Source organism: Bacillus cereus group sp. BfR-BA-01330, assembly GCF_022663885.1.
GTDB classification, from domain to species: Bacteria; Bacillota; Bacilli; order Bacillales; family Bacillaceae_G; genus Bacillus_A; species Bacillus_A cereus.
The window spans coordinates 432,116-450,444 of sequence record NZ_JAKUGK010000001.1; the positions used below are offsets into that span (position 1 = coordinate 432,116).

Below are 18,329 nucleotides of genomic sequence, written 5' to 3' on the forward strand. Positions count from 1 at the left end.
GGAGATCTCTTTGTTTAAGATAGATTCTGCAAGAACCTATTTTTCTATCTTTTTAGCAGCGTCATTCGTAGTGGCGCTCTTAATTCCACTTCCACCATTTATACTTGATATTATTATCGTTTTTCTACTAAGTATGTCAGTGCTTATTTATATGCGAGCGACAAGTATTAACGAGTGGGATGAATTAAAGTCATTTCCAACGATGTTGTTATTAATCGGGATTTTCCGCGTATCGATTAACGTTTCGACGACGCGAGCGATTTTGACAGATGGAAATGCCGGTCATGTTATTGAAGAGTTCGGCCAGTTCGTAATTGGCGGAAACTTATTAATTGGTATCGTTATTTTTACAGTATTAATCATATTCCAGTTTATCGTTGCAAACGGTGCATCTCGTACAGCTGAAGTAGCAGCTCGTTTTACACTTGATTCTTTACCAGGGAAACAAATGTCTATCGATGCTGATTTAAACCAGCGTATTATTTCAGAAAAAGATGCACAAGCAAAACGTAAAAAATTAAATATGGAAACAGAGTTTTACGGAGCGATGGATGGTGCCGGGAAGTTCATTAAAGGGGACGTTATTTTCGGGATTGTCATTTTATTTGTAAACATTATTTTCGGTTTAATTGTCGGAATGATGCAGCAAGGAATGAGCTTTGCAGATGCAGCTCTTCATTATACACAGTTAACTGTCGGTGACGGAATCGTAAACCAAATCGGTTCATTAATGCTTGCAATTTCAACAGGTATTATCGTAACGCGTGTATTTGACGGCTCACCGGATACAGTAACAGAAGGTATCTTTAAAGAGTTATTAGCGCATGAAGTCGTTGTATATGCGCTCGGTGGTTTATTTATCGCAATGGGTATTTTTACTCCGCTACCGTTTCTACCATTCGCACTCGTTGGCGGAACAATTATCCTCTTAGGCATTCGTAATAAAAATCGAATAAAGAAAGAAAAAGAAGACGAGCTTCAAAAAGAAATAGAAATGATCCAAGGCGAAGATGAGCAACTGCAACAAGTGGAAGATTCATTTGGAGTATTTACGGATAAATATCCAATTATAGTAGAACTCGGTTTAGATTTAGCAGCACTTGTAAAGCAGAAAATTAACGGGGAAACAGCTCGTGATAAAGTTGTTCTTATGAGGAAGTCGATTATTACTGACCTCGGTATTAATGTTCCTGGAATTAACTTTAAAGATAATACGAGTTTTAGACCACGCGGACGTTACATTATTCGTATTAAAGGTGCGAAGGCGGCTGAGGGTGTTTTAAAATCAGGTTATTTATTAGCATTGAAAACGCCAAACGTAATGGCTGATTTAGATGCAGAGCCAGCGAAAGATCCAATTTTCGGTGAAGATGGATATTGGATTTTAGAGCATATGGTGCAAGATGCACAAATGAAAGGCTATCAAGTGTTAGAGCCACTTAGCATATTAATTACACATTTAGATGTTGTCGTTAGACGTAATCTTCATGAATTAATTCAGCGCCAACATGTAAAAGACTTAATTAACTCGCTTGAAAATGATAATGGCGTTCTATTAGAAGAGATTAAGAAGAAAGAAATTGATTTATCACTTGTTCAAAATGTTATTAAACAACTTCTAAAAGAAGGTATTTCTATTCGTGATTTACCAACAATTATTGAAGGTATTATTGACGGCAAAGAAATTTATCAAAACCACGTGGATGGTGTAACATCATTTGTTCGTGAATGTATTTCAAAAGTTATTTGTGAAAATGCGAAAAATCCGGACGGAAAAATATATGCAGCACTCTTCTCTGATTCAATCGAGTTAGATGCGGATGTTGTGAATAATTCATATCAAGGTTACTTATTAAACTGGGATTTAGATTTAGAAACACGTGTCGTTGAGCAAGTGCAGCGCGTCTTTAAGCAAGCACGTTTAATGGGAAGAGAACCAGTGTTATTAACACGTAGAAAAGATTTTAGATTTGCGATTGTAAGACTGCTAGAACGTTATCAAGTGGAAGCACAAGTACTTTGTATTAGTGAATTAGCACCAGAAATTGTTGTGGATCAAATTGCCTATATTGAATAGTAGGGGGTGAAGTAATGGAAAGTACAGAAAAGAAAGAAGCGTTAATGCGAATAAAAGCAGCTTCGAAAAATGAATTGTATCGAAAGTTATTTGACCAATATGGTACAGATTATTATTATGTTGTCGATGAAAGTGTAAAACGAAATATACCGTTTTTTTGGAAAAAGGATTATGAAATGTTAGTTGCTTTTCCAGAAGAAAAACAGGAAGAAGTGAATGAAGGTACAGCTCAATTTCATGAACAGTTAATGGATGTTGTGAATGATCCTTCAGAACAAATTGTGAAGGCGAATGGAATTCAATCAGTACTGCACAATTTAGAAAACGTAACGACTTCTATGTCATACGCGGCGATGCAAACAGGAAATAGTGAAGAATGGGCAAGAAAAAAAGAGAAACTATTAAAGCTGTTTGAAAAAGGAATTGTCGTGGTGAAACAGACGAAAGAAACGGAAGTAACGAAAAAGAAAAAAGTTGTGAAACAAGTCGTTCCGGTAAAGAAAGAAGAAGTAGTTACAAAGAAAGAAAACCAAGAATCTGTACCGTTTATTATTCAAAAAGTAATTCGGATGCTAGAACAAAACGATGTGGAACAATATTTCATTCATGCATATGCTGAAAAGTTAAAAATAAAGTTTGAAAATGCAACGATGATTACGGAAGAAGAAGTTATCAGGTACATATTGGAAGATATGAAATCTCATTTCAATACGGAAAACGTCTTTGAAAAAGAAGTACAAACAATTGCATTAATCGGTCCAACTGGCGTTGGTAAAACGACGACACTGGCGAAAATGGCATGGCAATTTCACGGTAAGAACAAAACAGTTGGTTTTATAACGACAGATCATTCGCGCATAGGGACAGTGCAGCAATTGCAAGATAACGTAAAGACAATTGGATCGGAAGTAATTGCTGTGCGTGATGAAGCTGCAATGACAAGAGCGCTTACGTATTTTAAAGAAGAAGCACGCGTCGATTATATTTTAATTGATACAGCAGGGAAAAATTATCGTACGTCAGAAACAGTGGAAGAAATGATTGAAACGATGGGACAAGTAGAACCAGATTATATTTGTTTAACGTTATCAGCTTCAATGAAAAGCAAAGATATGATTGAAATTATTACAAACTTTAAAGATATTCATATAGATGGTATTGTGTTTACGAAATTTGATGAAACAGCAAGTAGTGGCGAATTGTTGAAAATTCCAGCAGTATCATCAGCTCCTATTGTATTAATGACAGATGGCCAAGACATAAAGAAAAATATACATATCGCTACAGCTGAACATTTAGCAAAACAAATGTTACAAACATCGTAGAAAAGAGGTGAAGAATAAGGCGCTTGCCTTATTCAAACGAATATGAACGGTCTTTATATAGGTTCTATGGGCATGATGAATTACATGCAGCGCATTAATGTTCATTCGAATAACGTTGCAAATGCTCAAACGACAGGATTTAAAGCAGAAAATATGACGTCTAAAGTATTTGATGTACAAGACACATATCGCCGCGGAGATGGGGCGGTAACAAATATCGGTTCGGTCGATTACGCTGTAGTACCAGCTGCAACGCATGTGAATTTAGTACAAGGAAATATACAAATGACAAATAGCGCTACAGATTTCTTTTTAGATGACGGCGCGGCCGGCACAACATCATTTTTTGTTACTTCTAAAAATGATGAAACGTTTTTAACGAGAGATGGTAGTTTCACATTAAATAGTGATCGATATTTACAAACATCTTCAGGTGCTTATGTTATGGATGTTAATAATGAGCGTATTCATATTCCTGAAAATGTTGAATTCTTCGTATCTAATAATGGAGAAATTTATAGAGAAGTAAACGATGGAACTTTGCAAAAACCAGATATTAAGAGAATAGTAATTGCACAGTTACAGACAAAAACAGTAGATGCAGAAACGAATGCACGTCTCGTACAACGTGAAAATAAAAGCTTTACACTAGCAGAAGGAAACATTGCTAATTTACCGAACGGAACAGGAATAGTAAAAAATCATATGCTAGAAAATTCAAATGTAGATATGACGAAAGAGATGGCCGATCTTATGACAGATCAAAAGATGATTCAAGCATCACAGCGCGTTATGACGTCATTTGATAAAATTTATGAAAAAGAAGCGAATGAAATATTGAGATAGTGGACTCCTAATAAAGGAGTCTTTTATTAATTTTAAATTTCAGAATTATCAATTGACTTTACGGAGCTTCTTTTTTATATTAGTAGGTATAACTATAACTACTAAAGAGGTGAGAGTATGACAACGGCATTATATTTAGAAGATGCATACAAAACGAGTTGCGAAACAGAAGTGATAAAAGTAGAAGGGAATAAAGTATTTGTAAAGGAAACAGTTTTTTATCCAACTGGTGGAGGGCAAGAATGTGATACGGGTGTCATTGTACAAGATGGGTCTGTATTTGAAGTTGAAAAAGTAAAGAAGGAGCAAGGAGAAATAGTTCACTATATAAAAGATGAAGCTCAAGTAAAATTAGGTCCAGTTAAATTAGAGATAAATTGGGAAAGACGTCATAATTTAATGCGTCATCACTCTTTACTGCATCTTATCGGAGCTGTTGTTTATGAAAAGTATGGAGCTCTATGCACCGGAAATCAAATTTATCCTGATAAAGCACGTATCGATTTTAATGAGTTACAAGAGTTATCGAGCGTGGAAGTAGAAGAAATTGTTGAGGAAGTGAATAAACTTATTAAGCAAAATAAAGAAATTTCCACTCGTTATATGAGCCGCGAAGAAGCAGAAAATGCTGTAGGAATGATTAAAACAGCAATAAATCTCCTGCCAACTACCATCCAAGAAATCCGCATTGTTACAATTGAAAATTTAGACGAACAAGCTTGTGGAGGCACACATGTGAAAAATACGAGTGAAATAGGAACACTTGTTATTGATAAAGTAAAAAGTAAAGGGAAGCAAAATCGTCGTTTTGAAGTAAGGGCGATTTAGATTGTGAGGGGTTACCGATGGATGAAATTATAAAGGAGTTACAAAAGTTAGGATTTTCTCAATATGAATGTAAAGCGTATATTGGATTGTTAAAACATTCGCCAGTAACGGGCTATGAAGTGAGTAAACAAACAGGAGTACCTCGTTCTATGATTTACGAGGTACTCGGTAAGTTAATGGATAAAGGAGCGGTGCATATTGTACCCTCTGAACCAGTTAAATATGTACCAGTACCAGCTACCGAATTAATGAATCGAATGCGAAAAGACTTTGAAAAGTCATTTGAATTTTTAGATGAGAAATTAAATTGTTTAGAACAAGAGCGACAAATAGATGTAATTTCGCATATTCGCTCAAATGATCGTGTTTTAAAAGAGATATGCAATATAATTAATAGGGCAAAGGAAGAGTTATGGATTTCTGTATGGGAAGATCAAGTGCATGAAATTGAGCCATACATTCATCAAAAGGAAGAGGAAGGCGTGAATATATTCTCAATCTTATTTGGAGCTCCAGAAACAAAAATAGGAGCGACATTTCACCATAATTATATGACGCCCCACGTTGTTGAAAAGAGAATGGGTGGTCATTTAACTGTTATTGCTCGTGATGGAGAGGAAGTATTAATTGCGAACTTCTCAAATGATAGCACTTCATGGGCCGTTACAACGTATGACCCAGCGCTAGTTCTCGTTGCTACAGAGTATGTGCGACACGATATTATGGTTGAAGAAATCACAAAGGAATTTGGAGCTGATAAGTTAGATACGTTATGGCGTGAAAATATAGATTTAGTTCATGTCGTAACAGGAAAACGAACTTTAGAAGGAATGGAGGATGATAGAGATGAGTAAAGCTGAGGCACATGTAGCTTTGCAGAGCGATGATACATTTCAGCAAGGAGTAAAAGATTGTTTACCAACTGTATTTGGTTACTTGAGCATCGGTATAGCAGCTGGTGTAATTGCAAAAACAGCAGGTTTTTCTATCATTGAAATTGCATTTATGTCGACTTTAATTTATGCAGGTTCTGCCCAATTTATATTAGCTGGTATGTATGCAGCCGGTGCTCCTGCTTCCGCAATTATTTTTACTGTGTTTTTTGTTAATTTACGCCATTTATTAATGAGTGCTGCCCTCGCGCCGTACTTTACGAAACTACCTCTATTAAAAAACGTCATTATTGGTTCGCAAATTACAGATGAAACGTTCGGCGTCGCAGTGCAGCATGCAGCGCAAAAAGGATATTTAGGCGAAAGATGGATGATTGGGCTAAATGTAACGGCTTATTTAAACTGGATTCTTGCTACTATCATTGGCGGGCTATTTGGTGAGTGGATACCAGATCCACATACATACGGGATGGATTATGCATTACCAGCGATGTTTATCGGATTATTTGTACTTCAGCTCATAAGTAGTAAACCAAAGCTAGCAATTCATTTAAGTGTTGCAATTGTAGCGATTATACTTGCATACGTTTCACACTTAATTATGCCAGATAGTATAGCGGTTATTATCGCAACATTACTAGCTGCGACGATTGGAGTGGTGATTGAAAAATGGAAATGAGATTAGACGTATTATTACTTTTACTAGCAGCAGGAGCTGTCACACTCGTGCCACGTATTTTACCTCTACTCGTATTTAGTAAACTACAAATTCCAGACTGGGGTTTAAAATGGTTAAATTACATACCAATTGCGATATTAGCAGCGCTTTTAGCACAAGTTTTATTTATGCATGAGACGATACAGTGGGATTATCTTATTGCAGCAATTCCAACATTTCTTGTAGCGATATATACTCGTAGTTTATTAGGTACAGTATTAACAGGAGTGATTGTGATTATTTTGTTACGTTTCTTTTTCTAAAAAGGATTACGCTCATATCATAGCGAAAAGTGTAATAACATAAAAAATATAGGGGTGGTGTTATGATACTTTTAACGATAGGAGCAATTTTGTTAACGTTGTTTATTTTCTTTATTATCGGTTTCGTTACGTTTATGATGTTTGTTGATAAGGCGACACCTCAAATATATTATACACCTTGTGAATCAGTGACAGTGAAAACTAAAGGTAAACATAGAAGGAAGAAAAGTTGAAAGTTGGCTTTTCTTCCTTCTTCTATTACATTCCGGAAAGAACTAACAACAATAACCCAAATAAAAAACTAATAAAGGAAAGAAAACCAATACATATCGAGAACACACGATTATTTCTCCATTCGTGCCAAAAAGCGATAAATCCTAAAATACAAAGGAAAAACCAAAGGGGCAGGAATATGAACTCGCTAACTTTCTCGGGGAGTAACGAATAAAAAGTTGTTACATATAAAATCCAATTTGTAAAAAATAAAATGCAAATGATAATAGATTGTAAGTAGGGGCGGTTGGAAAATCTCCCTTTTTTTACGGTTTTAAAAATGATAGTTAGCGCTGAGATAAAGGCAATGAGTATGAAAATAAGTAAGAGTAATGTCAGCGTCATTCGAGTCTCCTTTATAAGATTGTTTTTATCACGCATGGGCAGTAAGACCCACACCTTAAAACTCAACGTAAGAAAAGAGATTAGGTGGGGGATACCCCCCACTGATTAAAGTTTCACTTTACAAGAAATGAATCTATTAAATTATATGCTTGTTTTGTAGAGTGCCCGTTATATTTTTCAGTGTACGGATTTAGAAATCCATGTTCACCGTGTAGTTGTTTTATTTCTAATAAAGGGTTATTCTGTTGCTGCAATGTTTGAATGAAAGCGGATACTGAAAAACTAGCTTCTTTTTCAGGGAATATAAGTAGTGTAGCGCATGTAGGCTTTATGTGAACATAGTCACGTATACGGGAACCGTAGCATCCGATAATAAAATCTATTTTCGGATTGTTACTACATAGCCATGAGATGGTAGCTCCAACACTAAAGCCGATAAGTCCAATATGTGTATAACTACTAGAAAGATGAGAAATGAATTCTTCAATTTGCTTTTTTCCATCATCAAATCCAATATGATTTACAAAATGTTCATATGCTTTTTCTTCATCACGATAATGAAATGCGTGTTGTGATTGTAGAAGATTAGGACAGAATACATCTATATGAGATGAAGTAAAGTGCTGGGTAACGTGATGCATATGGTCGTTCACACCATATATTTCATGAACAATAACGAGAGCTAATTTTTCCTTCATAGTTATAAAGTACCTCTATGAAACTTAAATTCTTTCTCAACAAGGCAAATACGCAGATGGAAGTTTTCATACCATTGCTCACGACCTCTTTTTTTCGCTTCTTTATGTAAGGTGTTCTTCTTCCAATTTTCAATCGCATCAAGTGATTCCCAATAAGAAATTGTTATTCCGAGTCCAGAATTACCTCTTGCACTTTCTACACCTAAAAATCCAGGTTGTTGCTTTGCAAGTTTCTCCATTTCTTCGGCAACGGTATTATAGTCTGTTGTATCATTTGATAAATTAGAAGTGAATATAACTGCATAATAAGGCTTGTTTTTTTCTAAAGTAGATGCCATTATTTTTCCTCCTTAATGTATAGTACGAATAATTAATCCATAGTTTGTATTTTAGCAGGTCACAAAAAGAAAAGAAGTAGAAAATTCTTATTTTTTCAGCTCATGTAAAATAAAGGGTTGAAGAAATTTATAATAAGTAATCTGAAAGAAGAAAAATGCCACTTCAAAAGAGAAGTGGCATTTCTTATATTTCCTCTAAGCTATTAACTGGAACAGTTAATTCGCGTCCTGGGTTTTTTACTTCATATATGCGGGCGGTTTCATTGCTTTCATCGACGTGTTGAATCATAACAGGCATGCCTTGAAAATTGACATTGGCTTGTTCTGCTGACATAGAAAGCTCTTTTGCACGTTGTATATTCATTTATATTCCTCCCATCATTATTATCTTTGCTAAAAAAGAGGAATAATATACCATTTAGAGACATTCTTAAAGTTTTTGTATTATTTGTAATGTTTCTTTAATAAATGAAGAAAAGATGGAATCAGGATAACCATCTATCGTTTGAACTGCTTCTTTTGCTTCTTTCAGAGCAGCTGGTTTATCTTGAAGTTTTATATGACACAGGGCACGATAAGACCCAGCTGTTAATACCCACGATTGATCAAGTGGATGACTCATATAATCTGGTATGGTAGCGTGTTTTAATATTGCCAAAGCTTCCTTATAACGTTTTAAGCCATACAAAGATTTTCCTTTTTCAAGATAATATAATCCATCGTCTTGAAAGATTGGTTCATCTTTTAGTTTTTCTCGGAATTGTTCTAGATGTTCTAATGCGATTGTATATTCATTAGTAATTGTGTTGTAGTAGTAAGCTTTTAAAATATCAATAATCGCAATGGATAGAATATCTTCTGTAAAAATGGCAAATTGCTCCGATTTTTTTATGTAATATAAATACTGTTCTTTATCAGCTGTAATGACTTTTTGGTAAGATAAAATGCGATAAAATTCATCTGTTTTATAATACACTTGATGTTTTTTTGAAAATGCAAGTGCATCTAAAATGACTTTTTCACATTTTTCATAATTGCCGTATGCGAGTAAAATAATGGCTTCTTTTAAGTATAATTGTATATGTGTAATGAGATCCATTTCTAAATTCTTCGCTTTATATTCATCACGAATTGTAGCAATCATCTGTAAACATTCTTTATATTTTTTACGTTTGAAGAGCATATAGTAAAACAGTAGTTTCGTTTCAGTGCTTTCTCGATATAAAGTATATTTTTCAAATATAGAAACAGCAGTTTCAACGTAATATTCAATATGATAATCGTTCATAATAGTTGCTCCTGTTAGGAACTGTTTATATAAGCGAGCTGTATTTAAAGTAGAAGGTAGCTCTGTTTGAACGATAGGTAGTAAAGTCTTGTATACTTCATCGCATTTATTTGCCTTTATTAGTTGCTCCATTTTTTGAATGAGTTCTACAATTTCTCCTTCATCTTCTTCTAATAAAAAGCTCGTTTCACATTCAAGTTTTTCCGCAATATATTGTAATGTTTTCATAGAAGGTGTAGCTTTTCCATTTTCAATTTGACTAAGCATACTTTTTGTCAGTTCCGAACCTGCCAGTGCTGTTTGCGTAAGCTTTTTTTCTTTTCGTAATGCTTTAATTTTTTCGCCGAGAGTTGCCATATTGTTGCTCCTTTATATTTAAAAAGTTTAATTGTATTTAACTTTTTGTTGTGAAAATTGGAAAGTTGATTATATAATAAGTTTAACACAATTTAACTTTTAAGGGGAGAGAGTCAAAAATGGGAGATATAAGTATAGGACAACATGATTCAAGAATGAAGATTGCAACTAGAAATATCATTTTAATGATGATTGGAAAAATGACGTCTTTATTAGGCGCAGGTATTTATACGTTCGCAATGGGGTTATATGTATTAAAGACTACTGGTTCAGGGATGGGGTTTGCAATTACGCTCGTTTGCGGATCACTTCCAAGGATGATCTGTGGCCCAATTGCTGGTGCTGTAGCAGACCGTGTGAATCGAAAATGGCTTGTCATTGGTACTGATTTATTAAGTAGTTTAACGATGCTTAGTATGTTTATTCTTGCTACTATATTTGGGCCATCACTTCTTTTTATTTATATTTCAGCAGCATTATTATCAATTTGTGCAAGTTTTTATTCTGTTGCATTAACTTCGTCTATTCCGAGTTTAGTAGATGAAGGACGTATTCAAAAAGCGAGTGCTTTAAATCAAACGGCAGCTTCTTTATCAAATATTTTAGGACCGATTATTGGCGGAGTTGTATATGGTTTCTTTTCAATTAAATCGTTTTTCCTATTAAATAGCATTACGTTCTTTTTAGCGGTTATTTTGCAATTATTTATCGTATTTGATTTATATAAAAAAGAAGTGGCTGAAAGTACAGAGCATTTCTTGATGAGTATAAAAGAAGGTTTTTTATATGTAAAAAGACAACGTGAAATATATGGTTTAATGAAAATAGCATTGTGGGTAAACTTTTTTGCGTGTGGTCTAACAGTTGCACTTCCGTACATTATCGTCCATACATTGCATTTATCTTCAAAGCAACTCGGTACTGTAGAGGGAATGTTAGCAGTCGGGATGCTAATGGGAGCGATTGCTTTATCAGTTCGTAAAGAAGTGAATAATCCGTTTCGTTCTATTTATACTGGACTGTTTTTGTTTGCAGGTTTAAGTTTATGTACAGTCTTTCCGTTGTTAGTTATCATTCCAAAAGTAGCAAGTTTTATTTACTATATTGCTTTTATGATGTTAACTGGTATAGCAATTATGATTGTAAACATTCCAATGCAAGTACATATGCAAAAAACGACAGATCCGAGCTACCTAGGGCGTGTGTTTGGCCTACTTGAAACAATTGCGACTGCAATCGCACCGCTTGGTATGATTGTATATGGACTACTATTAGATATGTTGCCAACTAGCATTGTTATGATGACAATAGGTGGAGGGTTATTGTTAGTTGTATTAGTTGGAGTAAAGCAACATATGGCGAAAAAACAAGTAGATGTGTCCGCTTAAAAATAAGAAAATAATAAAAATTTGACTTATCATTATAAAAATGACTAAATTAGTATTTTAGTTTTTGAAACTCTTTTTCATGTATGTTAAAGTAAAGTGAGCTTGCAAAGAAAAGGAGACAACAGCATGAAAAAATTAAGTTTTGTTATGCTTTTTCTATTAGTCGTAATGGCTGGATGTAGCAATTATGACACATATATTGAAACAGGTATGCAATCATTGAAAGATGAAAAGTATAGTGATGCAAAAATGTGGTTCGAAAAAGCAGAAAAAGAGAAATCAGGAAATGAAGCGAAATCATATAAAGAAGTTGCTGAGAGAATGGATCACGGAGCAACAGCATTAAAAGACGGTAAGTATTTAGAAGCGAAAGACATTGCAAATGAAGTGTTACAAAAGAAAAAAGATGCTGAACTTGAAAAAGCTGTAACATCAAATGCAGAGAATATGCTTCAAAAAGCAAAAGATGTGGAAGAGAAAGTAAATGAAAGAGTGGCAAAGCGTAGAAAGGTAGAAGAAGAAGGAATCGATAAAATTATTAAAGCTGTCGATAGTATAGATGAAGTGAAAGAAAAAGAGAAGAAAGTATCAGAAGCATTAGATAAGGCTGAAGAGGCGCAAGCAAAAATTGAGGCAAAGAAAAATAAATAGATTTATAGTTTGAAAGGCTGTCGTGCATAACGACAGCCTTTTAATTTTTTGTTGCAAATGAAGTGATGCTCTGTAGTAAAAAAGAAATGATTTTAGAATTCCATCTGTCCTCATGATGAATCGTATAAATGTTACGCTGAAATTCAAATTCAGGGATTGGTATATAGCATAGCTCATTTCGTTGTATTTCTTGCTCGATAGCAAGTTTAGAAATAAAGGCAATTCCATTACCATATTTTAAAATTTGTTTCATCGTTTCTAATGAGTCTAATTCAATTTCAGATTGGAATGTAATGTTGTGCGCCAACGTCCATTGTGTAAGTAAATCTCTCGTTGTAGATGGATTACGATGCAATAGTATGCGTTCCTTTTCGATATTTTGTAACGATACATTGTCTTTCTTTGAAAAATGATGTTCTTTGGAAAAGGCAAGAACAAGTGTATCGGGCATTATATTCGTTTGTTTTAAAAGTGGTTCATCAAATGGAGCAGCGGAAATTATCCCAAGATCGATTTCGTGATTTTGTAGCATCATTCGAATTTCAGGGGCTGTTTTCACTAGTAGCGTTATTTTTATATTGGGAAATTCACATTGAAATTGATGAACGACTTCTGGCAAAAGATAAGTCGCTGGTACATAACTAGCGCCGATTGTTATAGCACCTTTATGAAAATCTTTAAACTCTTGCGTGACACGTCTAGCTTCTTTCATAAGTGCATCTATTTTACAAGCATAATGGTGCAAAGCCTCACCAGCCTCTGTTAAGAAATACCTTCCAGAACGTAATTCGAATAGAGATACACCGAGTTCTTCTTCTAAGCTTTTTATATGAAATGTAATAGTTGGTTGTTTAACGCCAAGTTTTTCTGCAACGATTGTAAGCTTTTTGTATTTCTTAATAAGTACTACAATTTCTAATTTTAAGAGATTCATTATGAATTGCCGCCTTTTTTATTTTAACTATAGAAAAAATCTATAGAAATAAATAGTTTATTAGAAGTTTTTTAATTTAATCTTTACAGTACATTAACATTGAGTATAAATCTTCCATATAGAATGAAAGCAGGTTAAGAATGAGGGGAGAGAGGTGAAGCAATGGATATTACAATTAGTGGATTAGAAAAGACATTTGGAAAAATACAGGCGTTAAAGCCGTTGCAGATTGTAATGAAACAAGGGGAATTCACTACACTTTTAGGACCTTCGGGGTGTGGGAAAACGACTTTGCTTAGAATGATAGCAGGACTTGAAGAACCGGATAAAGGAGAAATATATTTTGGAGACCAGTGCATGTATTCTGCTACAAAAAAGATAAAGACATCTCCTCATGAACGGAATATCGGTATGGTATTTCAAGATTTTGCTTTATGGCCGCACATGACTGTTTTTGAAAATGTTGCATTTGGTTTAAGGGCTACAAAGCAAACGAATCATTTACGAGAAAAAGTAGAAGATGCGATAAAGCGAGTTCGCCTGCAAGGTATGGAGAAACGGTATCCACACGAACTTTCTGGTGGACAGCAACAACGTGTCGCATTCGCTAGAGCAATTGTAACAAAACCTCACTTTATTTTGTTTGATGAACCGCTAAGTGCACTCGATGCAATTTTGCGAGAAGAAATGAGAATAGAGCTTATGGATATCGTTCATTCCATTGGTTTAACTGCACTGTATGTCACTCACGATCAAATAGAAGCAATGTCAATGTCAGACCAAATTATTGTCATGAAACAAGGAGAAGTATTACAAAAAGGAACACCGGAAGATATTTATGTGAAACCGTCTCATGAATTTGTTGCCAAATTTGTTGGTAAGGCGAATTGGCTTGTAGAGGGTGAAAAAATGATTCGTCCAGAGCATGTGAGTTGGACAAAAAATGATGTGTGCGAAATGTATACAGGTGAAATTCAGCACGTTACATATGTAGGAGAACGTTATGAAGTGAAAGTAAATATGGGGACTTTAGGCATCTGGACAGCCTATCACAATAGTAAGCTAAGCATCGGTAAACCAGTATCGTTATATGTGCCAAAAAAATGTATTCATCATATAGGGGGAGAATCGTATGAAGAAATTCAGTTCGCTTAAGTCTTTATTTGTATGTACTTTATTATTTTCGGCTGTAGTAACAGGGTGTAGTTCAAAGACAGGTAATGCAGATGCAAAAAGTAAAAATACGAATGAAAAGAAAATTGTTGTATATAGTGCAGGACCAAAAGGGTTAGCAGAAAAAATTCAAAAAGACTTTGAAAAGAAAACTGGTATAAAGGTGGAAATGTTTCAAGGGACAACTGGTAAAATTTTAGCGAGAATGGAAGCTGAAAAGAAAAATCCAGTCGTTGATGTAGTCGTACTTGCATCATTACCAGCGATGGAAGGATTAAAGAAAGAGGGTCAAACGTTAGCTTATAAAGAAGCGAAACAAGCTGATAAGCTGCGTTCTGAATGGTCAGATGATAAAGGACATTATTTCGGGTATAGTGCTTCAGCATTAGGGATTGTGTACAATACAAAAAATGTGAAGACAGCGCCTGAAGATTGGAGCGATATAACGAAAGGAGAATGGAAAGGGAAAGTGAATCTTCCAGATCCAGCACTTTCAGGTTCAGCTTTAGACTTTGTAACAGGATACGTGAAAAAGAATGGACAAGATGGATGGAATTTATTTGAGCAGCTTAAGAAAAATGAAGTTACAGTAGCAGGAGCAAATCAGGAAGCGTTAGACCCAGTTGTAACAGGTGCGAAAGATATGGTCATTGCGGGTGTTGATTATATGACGTATAGCGCAAAAGCAAAGGGTGAACCTGTTGATATTGTATATCCAAAAAGCGGAACAGTTATTAGCCCGCGTGCAGCTGGGATTATGAAGGATAGTAAAAATGTTGAAGGTGCAAAAGAGTTTATTGATTATTTATTATCCGATGATGTACAAAAACAAGTTTCTAAAGCGTATTTATTGCCTGGTAGAACAGATATAAAAGCTGAAAATAGACCAAATGTAGAAGAGATTCCAGTATTAAATATTGATTGGAAAACAGTTGAGAAAGAGCAAGATGAAATAGGAAAACAATTTAAGAAAGTATTTCAATAAGATGGTGATTCCATGGTAAATCGATTCGTATCAGTAAGACAAGTTGGAATGACGGTAGCGTTATTACTTGTGGCGATGTTAATCGTCATTCCACTTTTTCTTATTTTATTTTCTAGTGTATATGAAAATAGTAGTTGGAACTTTTTAAAGCCTTTTGAAGTGATGCAGAGTGGTGGATTAGCGGGGATTTTTCTAAATTCGATGCTTCTAGGTGTACTCGTTGTAATAGGTGCGACAATATTTGCATTTCCATTGGCATTTATTATGAGCAAAACAGATGTAGGAAAGTATAGTAAGTTAGATATTGTTTTTATGATTCCATTTATGACACCGCCGTATATTGGATCGATGGGCTGGATTTTGTTCATGCAACCTAACGGCTATTTTGAACAATTTTTCCCGATGCTAAAGACAGTTTCATCATCGTTTTTTAGTTTAGGAGGTATGGTATTAATTATGAGTCTGCATTTATTCCCATTCCTTTATTTCATGCTGAAAAACACGTTACTTCAGATTGGGAGTAGTAAAGAAGAAGCTGCAGCAGTTCATGGCGGAAGTTTTTTCTATCGTTTAAGAAAAATAATATTGCCGTTATTAGTATCAAGTTATGTAATGGGTGCTTTACTCATTTTCGTAAAGACGATTGCTGAATTTGGAACACCGGCTACATTCGGACGTAGAATAGGATTCCACGTGTTAACATCAGAAATCCATAAATTTATTTCGAGTTGGCCAATTGATTTTAGTAGTGCAACAGCATTATCTTCTTTATTACTTAGTGCTTGTATGCTCATTTGGTATATGCAAAATGTATTGAATCGAAAGTATTCATATGCAATAGTTAGTGGAAAAGGTGTGAAATCTAAAAGATATACTTTGTCTATATTTACGCGCGTTGTAGCATGGATGTATGTAATTGGTTTATTAATCGTATCAATTGGAATTCCATACTTTTCTATACTTATTGCTTCTTTTTCAAAATTAAGAGGCGGCGGTTTACATGTAAATAACTTTACAACAAGTCATTATGAGGCATTGTTTACAATGGGGTCTCCGGGATTAGAGGCTTTATGGAATAGTTTTCTTTTTTCACTCGTAACAGCGATTATTGCGGTAATGATTGGAGTCTTTTTGGCACTTATGATTCGAAAGGGGAAAAAACCCTCTGAAAAATGGCTTGATATGTGCGGTATGTTACCGAATATGGTACCAGGAATCGTTATGGTTGTAGGTCTTATTCTATTTTGGAATTCACCATATATGCCTATGTCAATTTACAATACACCAGTCATGGTTATCGTAACGTATGTTGTGCTGTTTTTACCTTACACGGTGCAATATGTAAAATCATCACTCGGACAAATTGATGATTCTCTCATGCAGGCAGGAAGTGTTTTTTCTGGAAATTATATTTATATTTTTAGAAAAATAATATTGCCTCTTATTATCCCAGGCATTCTTGCTGGATGGGCGATGACATTTACAATTTCGATAAGAGAGTTAGTAGCATCGCTTCTCGTATTACCTCCATCAGTAGAAACGTCAGCAACGTTTATTTTTGCTCAATTTGAACAGGGTGAAGTATCTATAGGCATGGCGATGGCCGTTGTTTCTGTTGGACTTACAACAATATGCTTATTACTGCTACAACATATGGAGCAAAAGCGAAAAGGGGTAGTATGATGAGGGTAGAAGTATGGGGAGGAGCAGGAGAGTACGGTCGCTCCTGCTATTTTGTAAAAAATAAAGAGACGAAAATAGTATTTGATTGTGGTATTAATCGATCTTATGAGGATGGTTATCCAAAAATAGAGAGAGAAGCTGCTCCATTTTTAGATGCGGTATTTTTATCACATATTCATGAAGATCATACGATGGGTTTACCTTTATTAGCGAAGTATGGATATAAGAAAAAAATTTGGACGACTCGTTATACGAAGGAGGAACTGCCGTTATATTATGAAAAATGGAGAAACTATAATGTGATGCAAGGGTGGAATTTACCTTATAGCGACCAACACATAAAAGATTTAAATTATGTATGTATTGATGAGATTAGCAATCCAAATGAATGGGTACAAATTACTCCTACATTGCGGTTTCAATGGGGATATAGTGGGCATGTATTAGGAGCTGTTTGGTTTTTAGTTGATATGTGTAATACATACGTATTTTATTCAGGCGACTATTCAGCAGAGTCTAATATACTACGAGCTAATTTACCTGAGAAATTGGGCCACAATATAAAAGTTGCAATTGTAGATGCCGCTTATCACACAGAGGATGTTTCGCAAAATGAAAGATTAGACAATCTATGTGCAGAAATTGAACGAGTTATGCAAAATAAAGGAATAGCATTATTACCGCTTCCACAACTTGGTAGGGCGCAAGATATAGTATTGTATTTATATGAACGATATAAAGAATTTCCGCTTATAGTAGATAAAGAAATTTTGGCTGGATTTGAAGAGATGTTCGTATATAAAGATTGGATAAAAAATAATGAAGAATTTAAATGGATTATGGAGAGTTTAAAAAGAAACATAATAGTGATGGATAATGACATTAGTATGCAAAATAGTTACGGAATAGTTGTAATGAGTGATGCGAATATGCAAACGAAACGAGCGCAGTTATATTATGAACAACTTCGGAATGAAAAGCGAAATGCCGTTATTTTTACTGGGCATATTGCGAAAGGGAGTTTTGCAGAAAAAGTTATGAAAGAGCATGTAAGGAATACATGTAGGGTGAATCGAGTTGCGTATAAAGTTCACCAAAGTATAAGAGACGTTAAAGAGATGTTAAATACATTATTACCAGAACATACGGTGCTAGTGCACGCTTTGAAAGAGGATACGGATCGATTACAACAAAAGCTAAGTACAGCAGGATATGAAAATGTATATTCACTTGCAATGGAACGTATAGAAGTCATTTGAAATGTAA

20 protein-coding genes are annotated in these 18,329 nt (G+C 34.8%); 14 read left to right on the top strand and 6 right to left on the bottom strand.

The genetic code is table 11. From position 1 onward, the window contains the following. Positions 1-10: 10 nt before the first annotated feature. The 8 genes from flhA (at position 11) to MR112_RS02365 (ending at position 7,183) form a co-directional block, all read left to right on the top strand. Complete coding sequence (flhA, locus tag MR112_RS02330) at positions 11-2,077, top strand: flagellar biosynthesis protein FlhA (protein ID WP_000472537.1); 2,067 nt, start codon at positions 11-13, stop codon at positions 2,075-2,077. A 14-nt stretch (positions 2,078-2,091) separates the two neighbouring features. Continuing rightward, on the top strand, positions 2,092-3,402 hold the full coding sequence (gene flhF / locus MR112_RS02335) for a flagellar biosynthesis GTPase FlhF (protein ID WP_061655901.1): 1,311 nt from the start codon (positions 2,092-2,094) through the stop codon (positions 3,400-3,402). A 42-nt stretch (positions 3,403-3,444) separates the two neighbouring features. Continuing rightward, complete coding sequence (locus tag MR112_RS02340; protein WP_001013937.1) at positions 3,445-4,248, top strand: flagellar basal-body rod protein FlgG; 804 nt, start codon at positions 3,445-3,447, stop codon at positions 4,246-4,248. A 117-nt stretch (positions 4,249-4,365) separates the two neighbouring features. Beyond that, positions 4,366-5,076 (top strand): alanyl-tRNA editing protein, encoded by a 711-nt coding sequence (locus tag MR112_RS02345; RefSeq protein WP_000205380.1) that lies wholly within the window; start codon positions 4,366-4,368, stop codon positions 5,074-5,076. 17 nt (positions 5,077-5,093) lie between these two features. Continuing rightward, on the top strand, positions 5,094-5,930 hold the full coding sequence (locus MR112_RS02350; protein ID WP_000343354.1) for a TrmB family transcriptional regulator: 837 nt from the start codon (positions 5,094-5,096) through the stop codon (positions 5,928-5,930). Continuing rightward, entirely contained in the window at positions 5,923-6,648 is a 726-nt protein-coding gene (locus tag MR112_RS02355) for an AzlC family ABC transporter permease (RefSeq protein WP_000029973.1), read from the top strand. Before MR112_RS02350 ends, MR112_RS02355 begins: the two co-directional genes overlap by 8 nt. Then, positions 6,639-6,950 carry an AzlD domain-containing protein gene (locus MR112_RS02360; RefSeq protein ID WP_017672964.1) on the top strand — a complete coding sequence of 104 codons (312 nt, stop codon included), beginning with the start codon at positions 6,639-6,641 and terminating at the stop codon, positions 6,948-6,950. Before MR112_RS02355 ends, MR112_RS02360 begins: the two co-directional genes overlap by 10 nt. A 62-nt stretch (positions 6,951-7,012) precedes the next feature. Continuing rightward, positions 7,013-7,183 (top strand): DUF3951 domain-containing protein, encoded by a 171-nt coding sequence (locus tag MR112_RS02365; RefSeq protein WP_000602244.1) that lies wholly within the window; start codon positions 7,013-7,015, stop codon positions 7,181-7,183. A 25-nt stretch (positions 7,184-7,208) separates the two neighbouring features. On the opposite strand, the gene MR112_RS02370 is transcribed toward MR112_RS02365, so the two are convergent. The 5 genes from MR112_RS02370 to MR112_RS02390 form a co-directional block, all read right to left on the bottom strand. Beyond that, complete coding sequence (locus MR112_RS02370; RefSeq protein ID WP_242244746.1) at positions 7,209-7,568, bottom strand: hypothetical protein; 360 nt, start codon at positions 7,566-7,568, stop codon at positions 7,209-7,211. A 113-nt stretch (positions 7,569-7,681) separates the two neighbouring features. Further along, positions 7,682-8,266 carry a dienelactone hydrolase family protein gene (locus MR112_RS02375; RefSeq protein WP_134207728.1) on the bottom strand — a complete coding sequence of 195 codons (585 nt, stop codon included), beginning with the start codon at positions 8,264-8,266 and terminating at the stop codon, positions 7,682-7,684. A 2-nt stretch (positions 8,267-8,268) separates the two neighbouring features. After that, complete coding sequence (locus MR112_RS02380; RefSeq protein ID WP_000168851.1) at positions 8,269-8,604, bottom strand: antibiotic biosynthesis monooxygenase family protein; 336 nt, start codon at positions 8,602-8,604, stop codon at positions 8,269-8,271. A 184-nt stretch (positions 8,605-8,788) separates the two neighbouring features. Next, positions 8,789-8,968 carry an H-type small acid-soluble spore protein gene (locus MR112_RS02385; protein WP_001025737.1) on the bottom strand — a complete coding sequence of 60 codons (180 nt, stop codon included), beginning with the start codon at positions 8,966-8,968 and terminating at the stop codon, positions 8,789-8,791. A 66-nt stretch (positions 8,969-9,034) separates the two neighbouring features. Next, complete coding sequence (locus tag MR112_RS02390) at positions 9,035-10,249, bottom strand: helix-turn-helix domain-containing protein (RefSeq protein ID WP_000212351.1); 1,215 nt, start codon at positions 10,247-10,249, stop codon at positions 9,035-9,037. 119 nt (positions 10,250-10,368) lie between these two features. Between MR112_RS02390 and MR112_RS02395 the strand changes: the two genes are divergently transcribed. Beyond that, complete coding sequence (locus MR112_RS02395; protein ID WP_000502472.1) at positions 10,369-11,637, top strand: MFS transporter; 1,269 nt, start codon at positions 10,369-10,371, stop codon at positions 11,635-11,637. A 126-nt stretch (positions 11,638-11,763) separates the two neighbouring features. Next, complete coding sequence (locus MR112_RS02400; protein WP_102956124.1) at positions 11,764-12,288, top strand: DUF4398 domain-containing protein; 525 nt, start codon at positions 11,764-11,766, stop codon at positions 12,286-12,288. Between the two features lie 40 nt (positions 12,289-12,328). Here MR112_RS02400 and MR112_RS02405 read toward each other — a convergent pair whose 3' ends face one another. After that, entirely contained in the window at positions 12,329-13,222 is an 894-nt protein-coding gene (locus tag MR112_RS02405; RefSeq protein WP_001050611.1) for a LysR family transcriptional regulator, read from the bottom strand. Between the two features lie 162 nt (positions 13,223-13,384). Between MR112_RS02405 and MR112_RS02410 the strand changes: the two genes are divergently transcribed. The 4 genes from MR112_RS02410 to MR112_RS02425 are packed head-to-tail and all read left to right on the top strand — an operon-like array spanning position 13,385 to position 18,322. Further along, positions 13,385-14,377, top strand: coding sequence for an ABC transporter ATP-binding protein (locus MR112_RS02410; protein ID WP_000355540.1), 993 nt, complete (start codon positions 13,385-13,387; stop codon positions 14,375-14,377). Further along, positions 14,355-15,380, top strand: a complete 1,026-nt coding sequence (locus MR112_RS02415; RefSeq protein ID WP_000714684.1) for an ABC transporter substrate-binding protein — start codon at positions 14,355-14,357, stop codon at positions 15,378-15,380. The genes MR112_RS02410 and MR112_RS02415 overlap by 23 nt, the downstream gene beginning before the upstream one ends. A gap of 12 nt (positions 15,381-15,392) precedes the next feature. Beyond that, complete coding sequence (locus tag MR112_RS02420) at positions 15,393-17,063, top strand: ABC transporter permease (protein WP_242244747.1); 1,671 nt, start codon at positions 15,393-15,395, stop codon at positions 17,061-17,063. Then, a complete protein-coding gene (locus MR112_RS02425) occupies positions 17,060-18,322 on the top strand; it encodes an MBL fold metallo-hydrolase (protein WP_208328090.1) in 1,263 nt (420 codons plus the stop codon). Before MR112_RS02420 ends, MR112_RS02425 begins: the two co-directional genes overlap by 4 nt. Positions 18,323-18,329 lie beyond the last annotated feature (7 nt).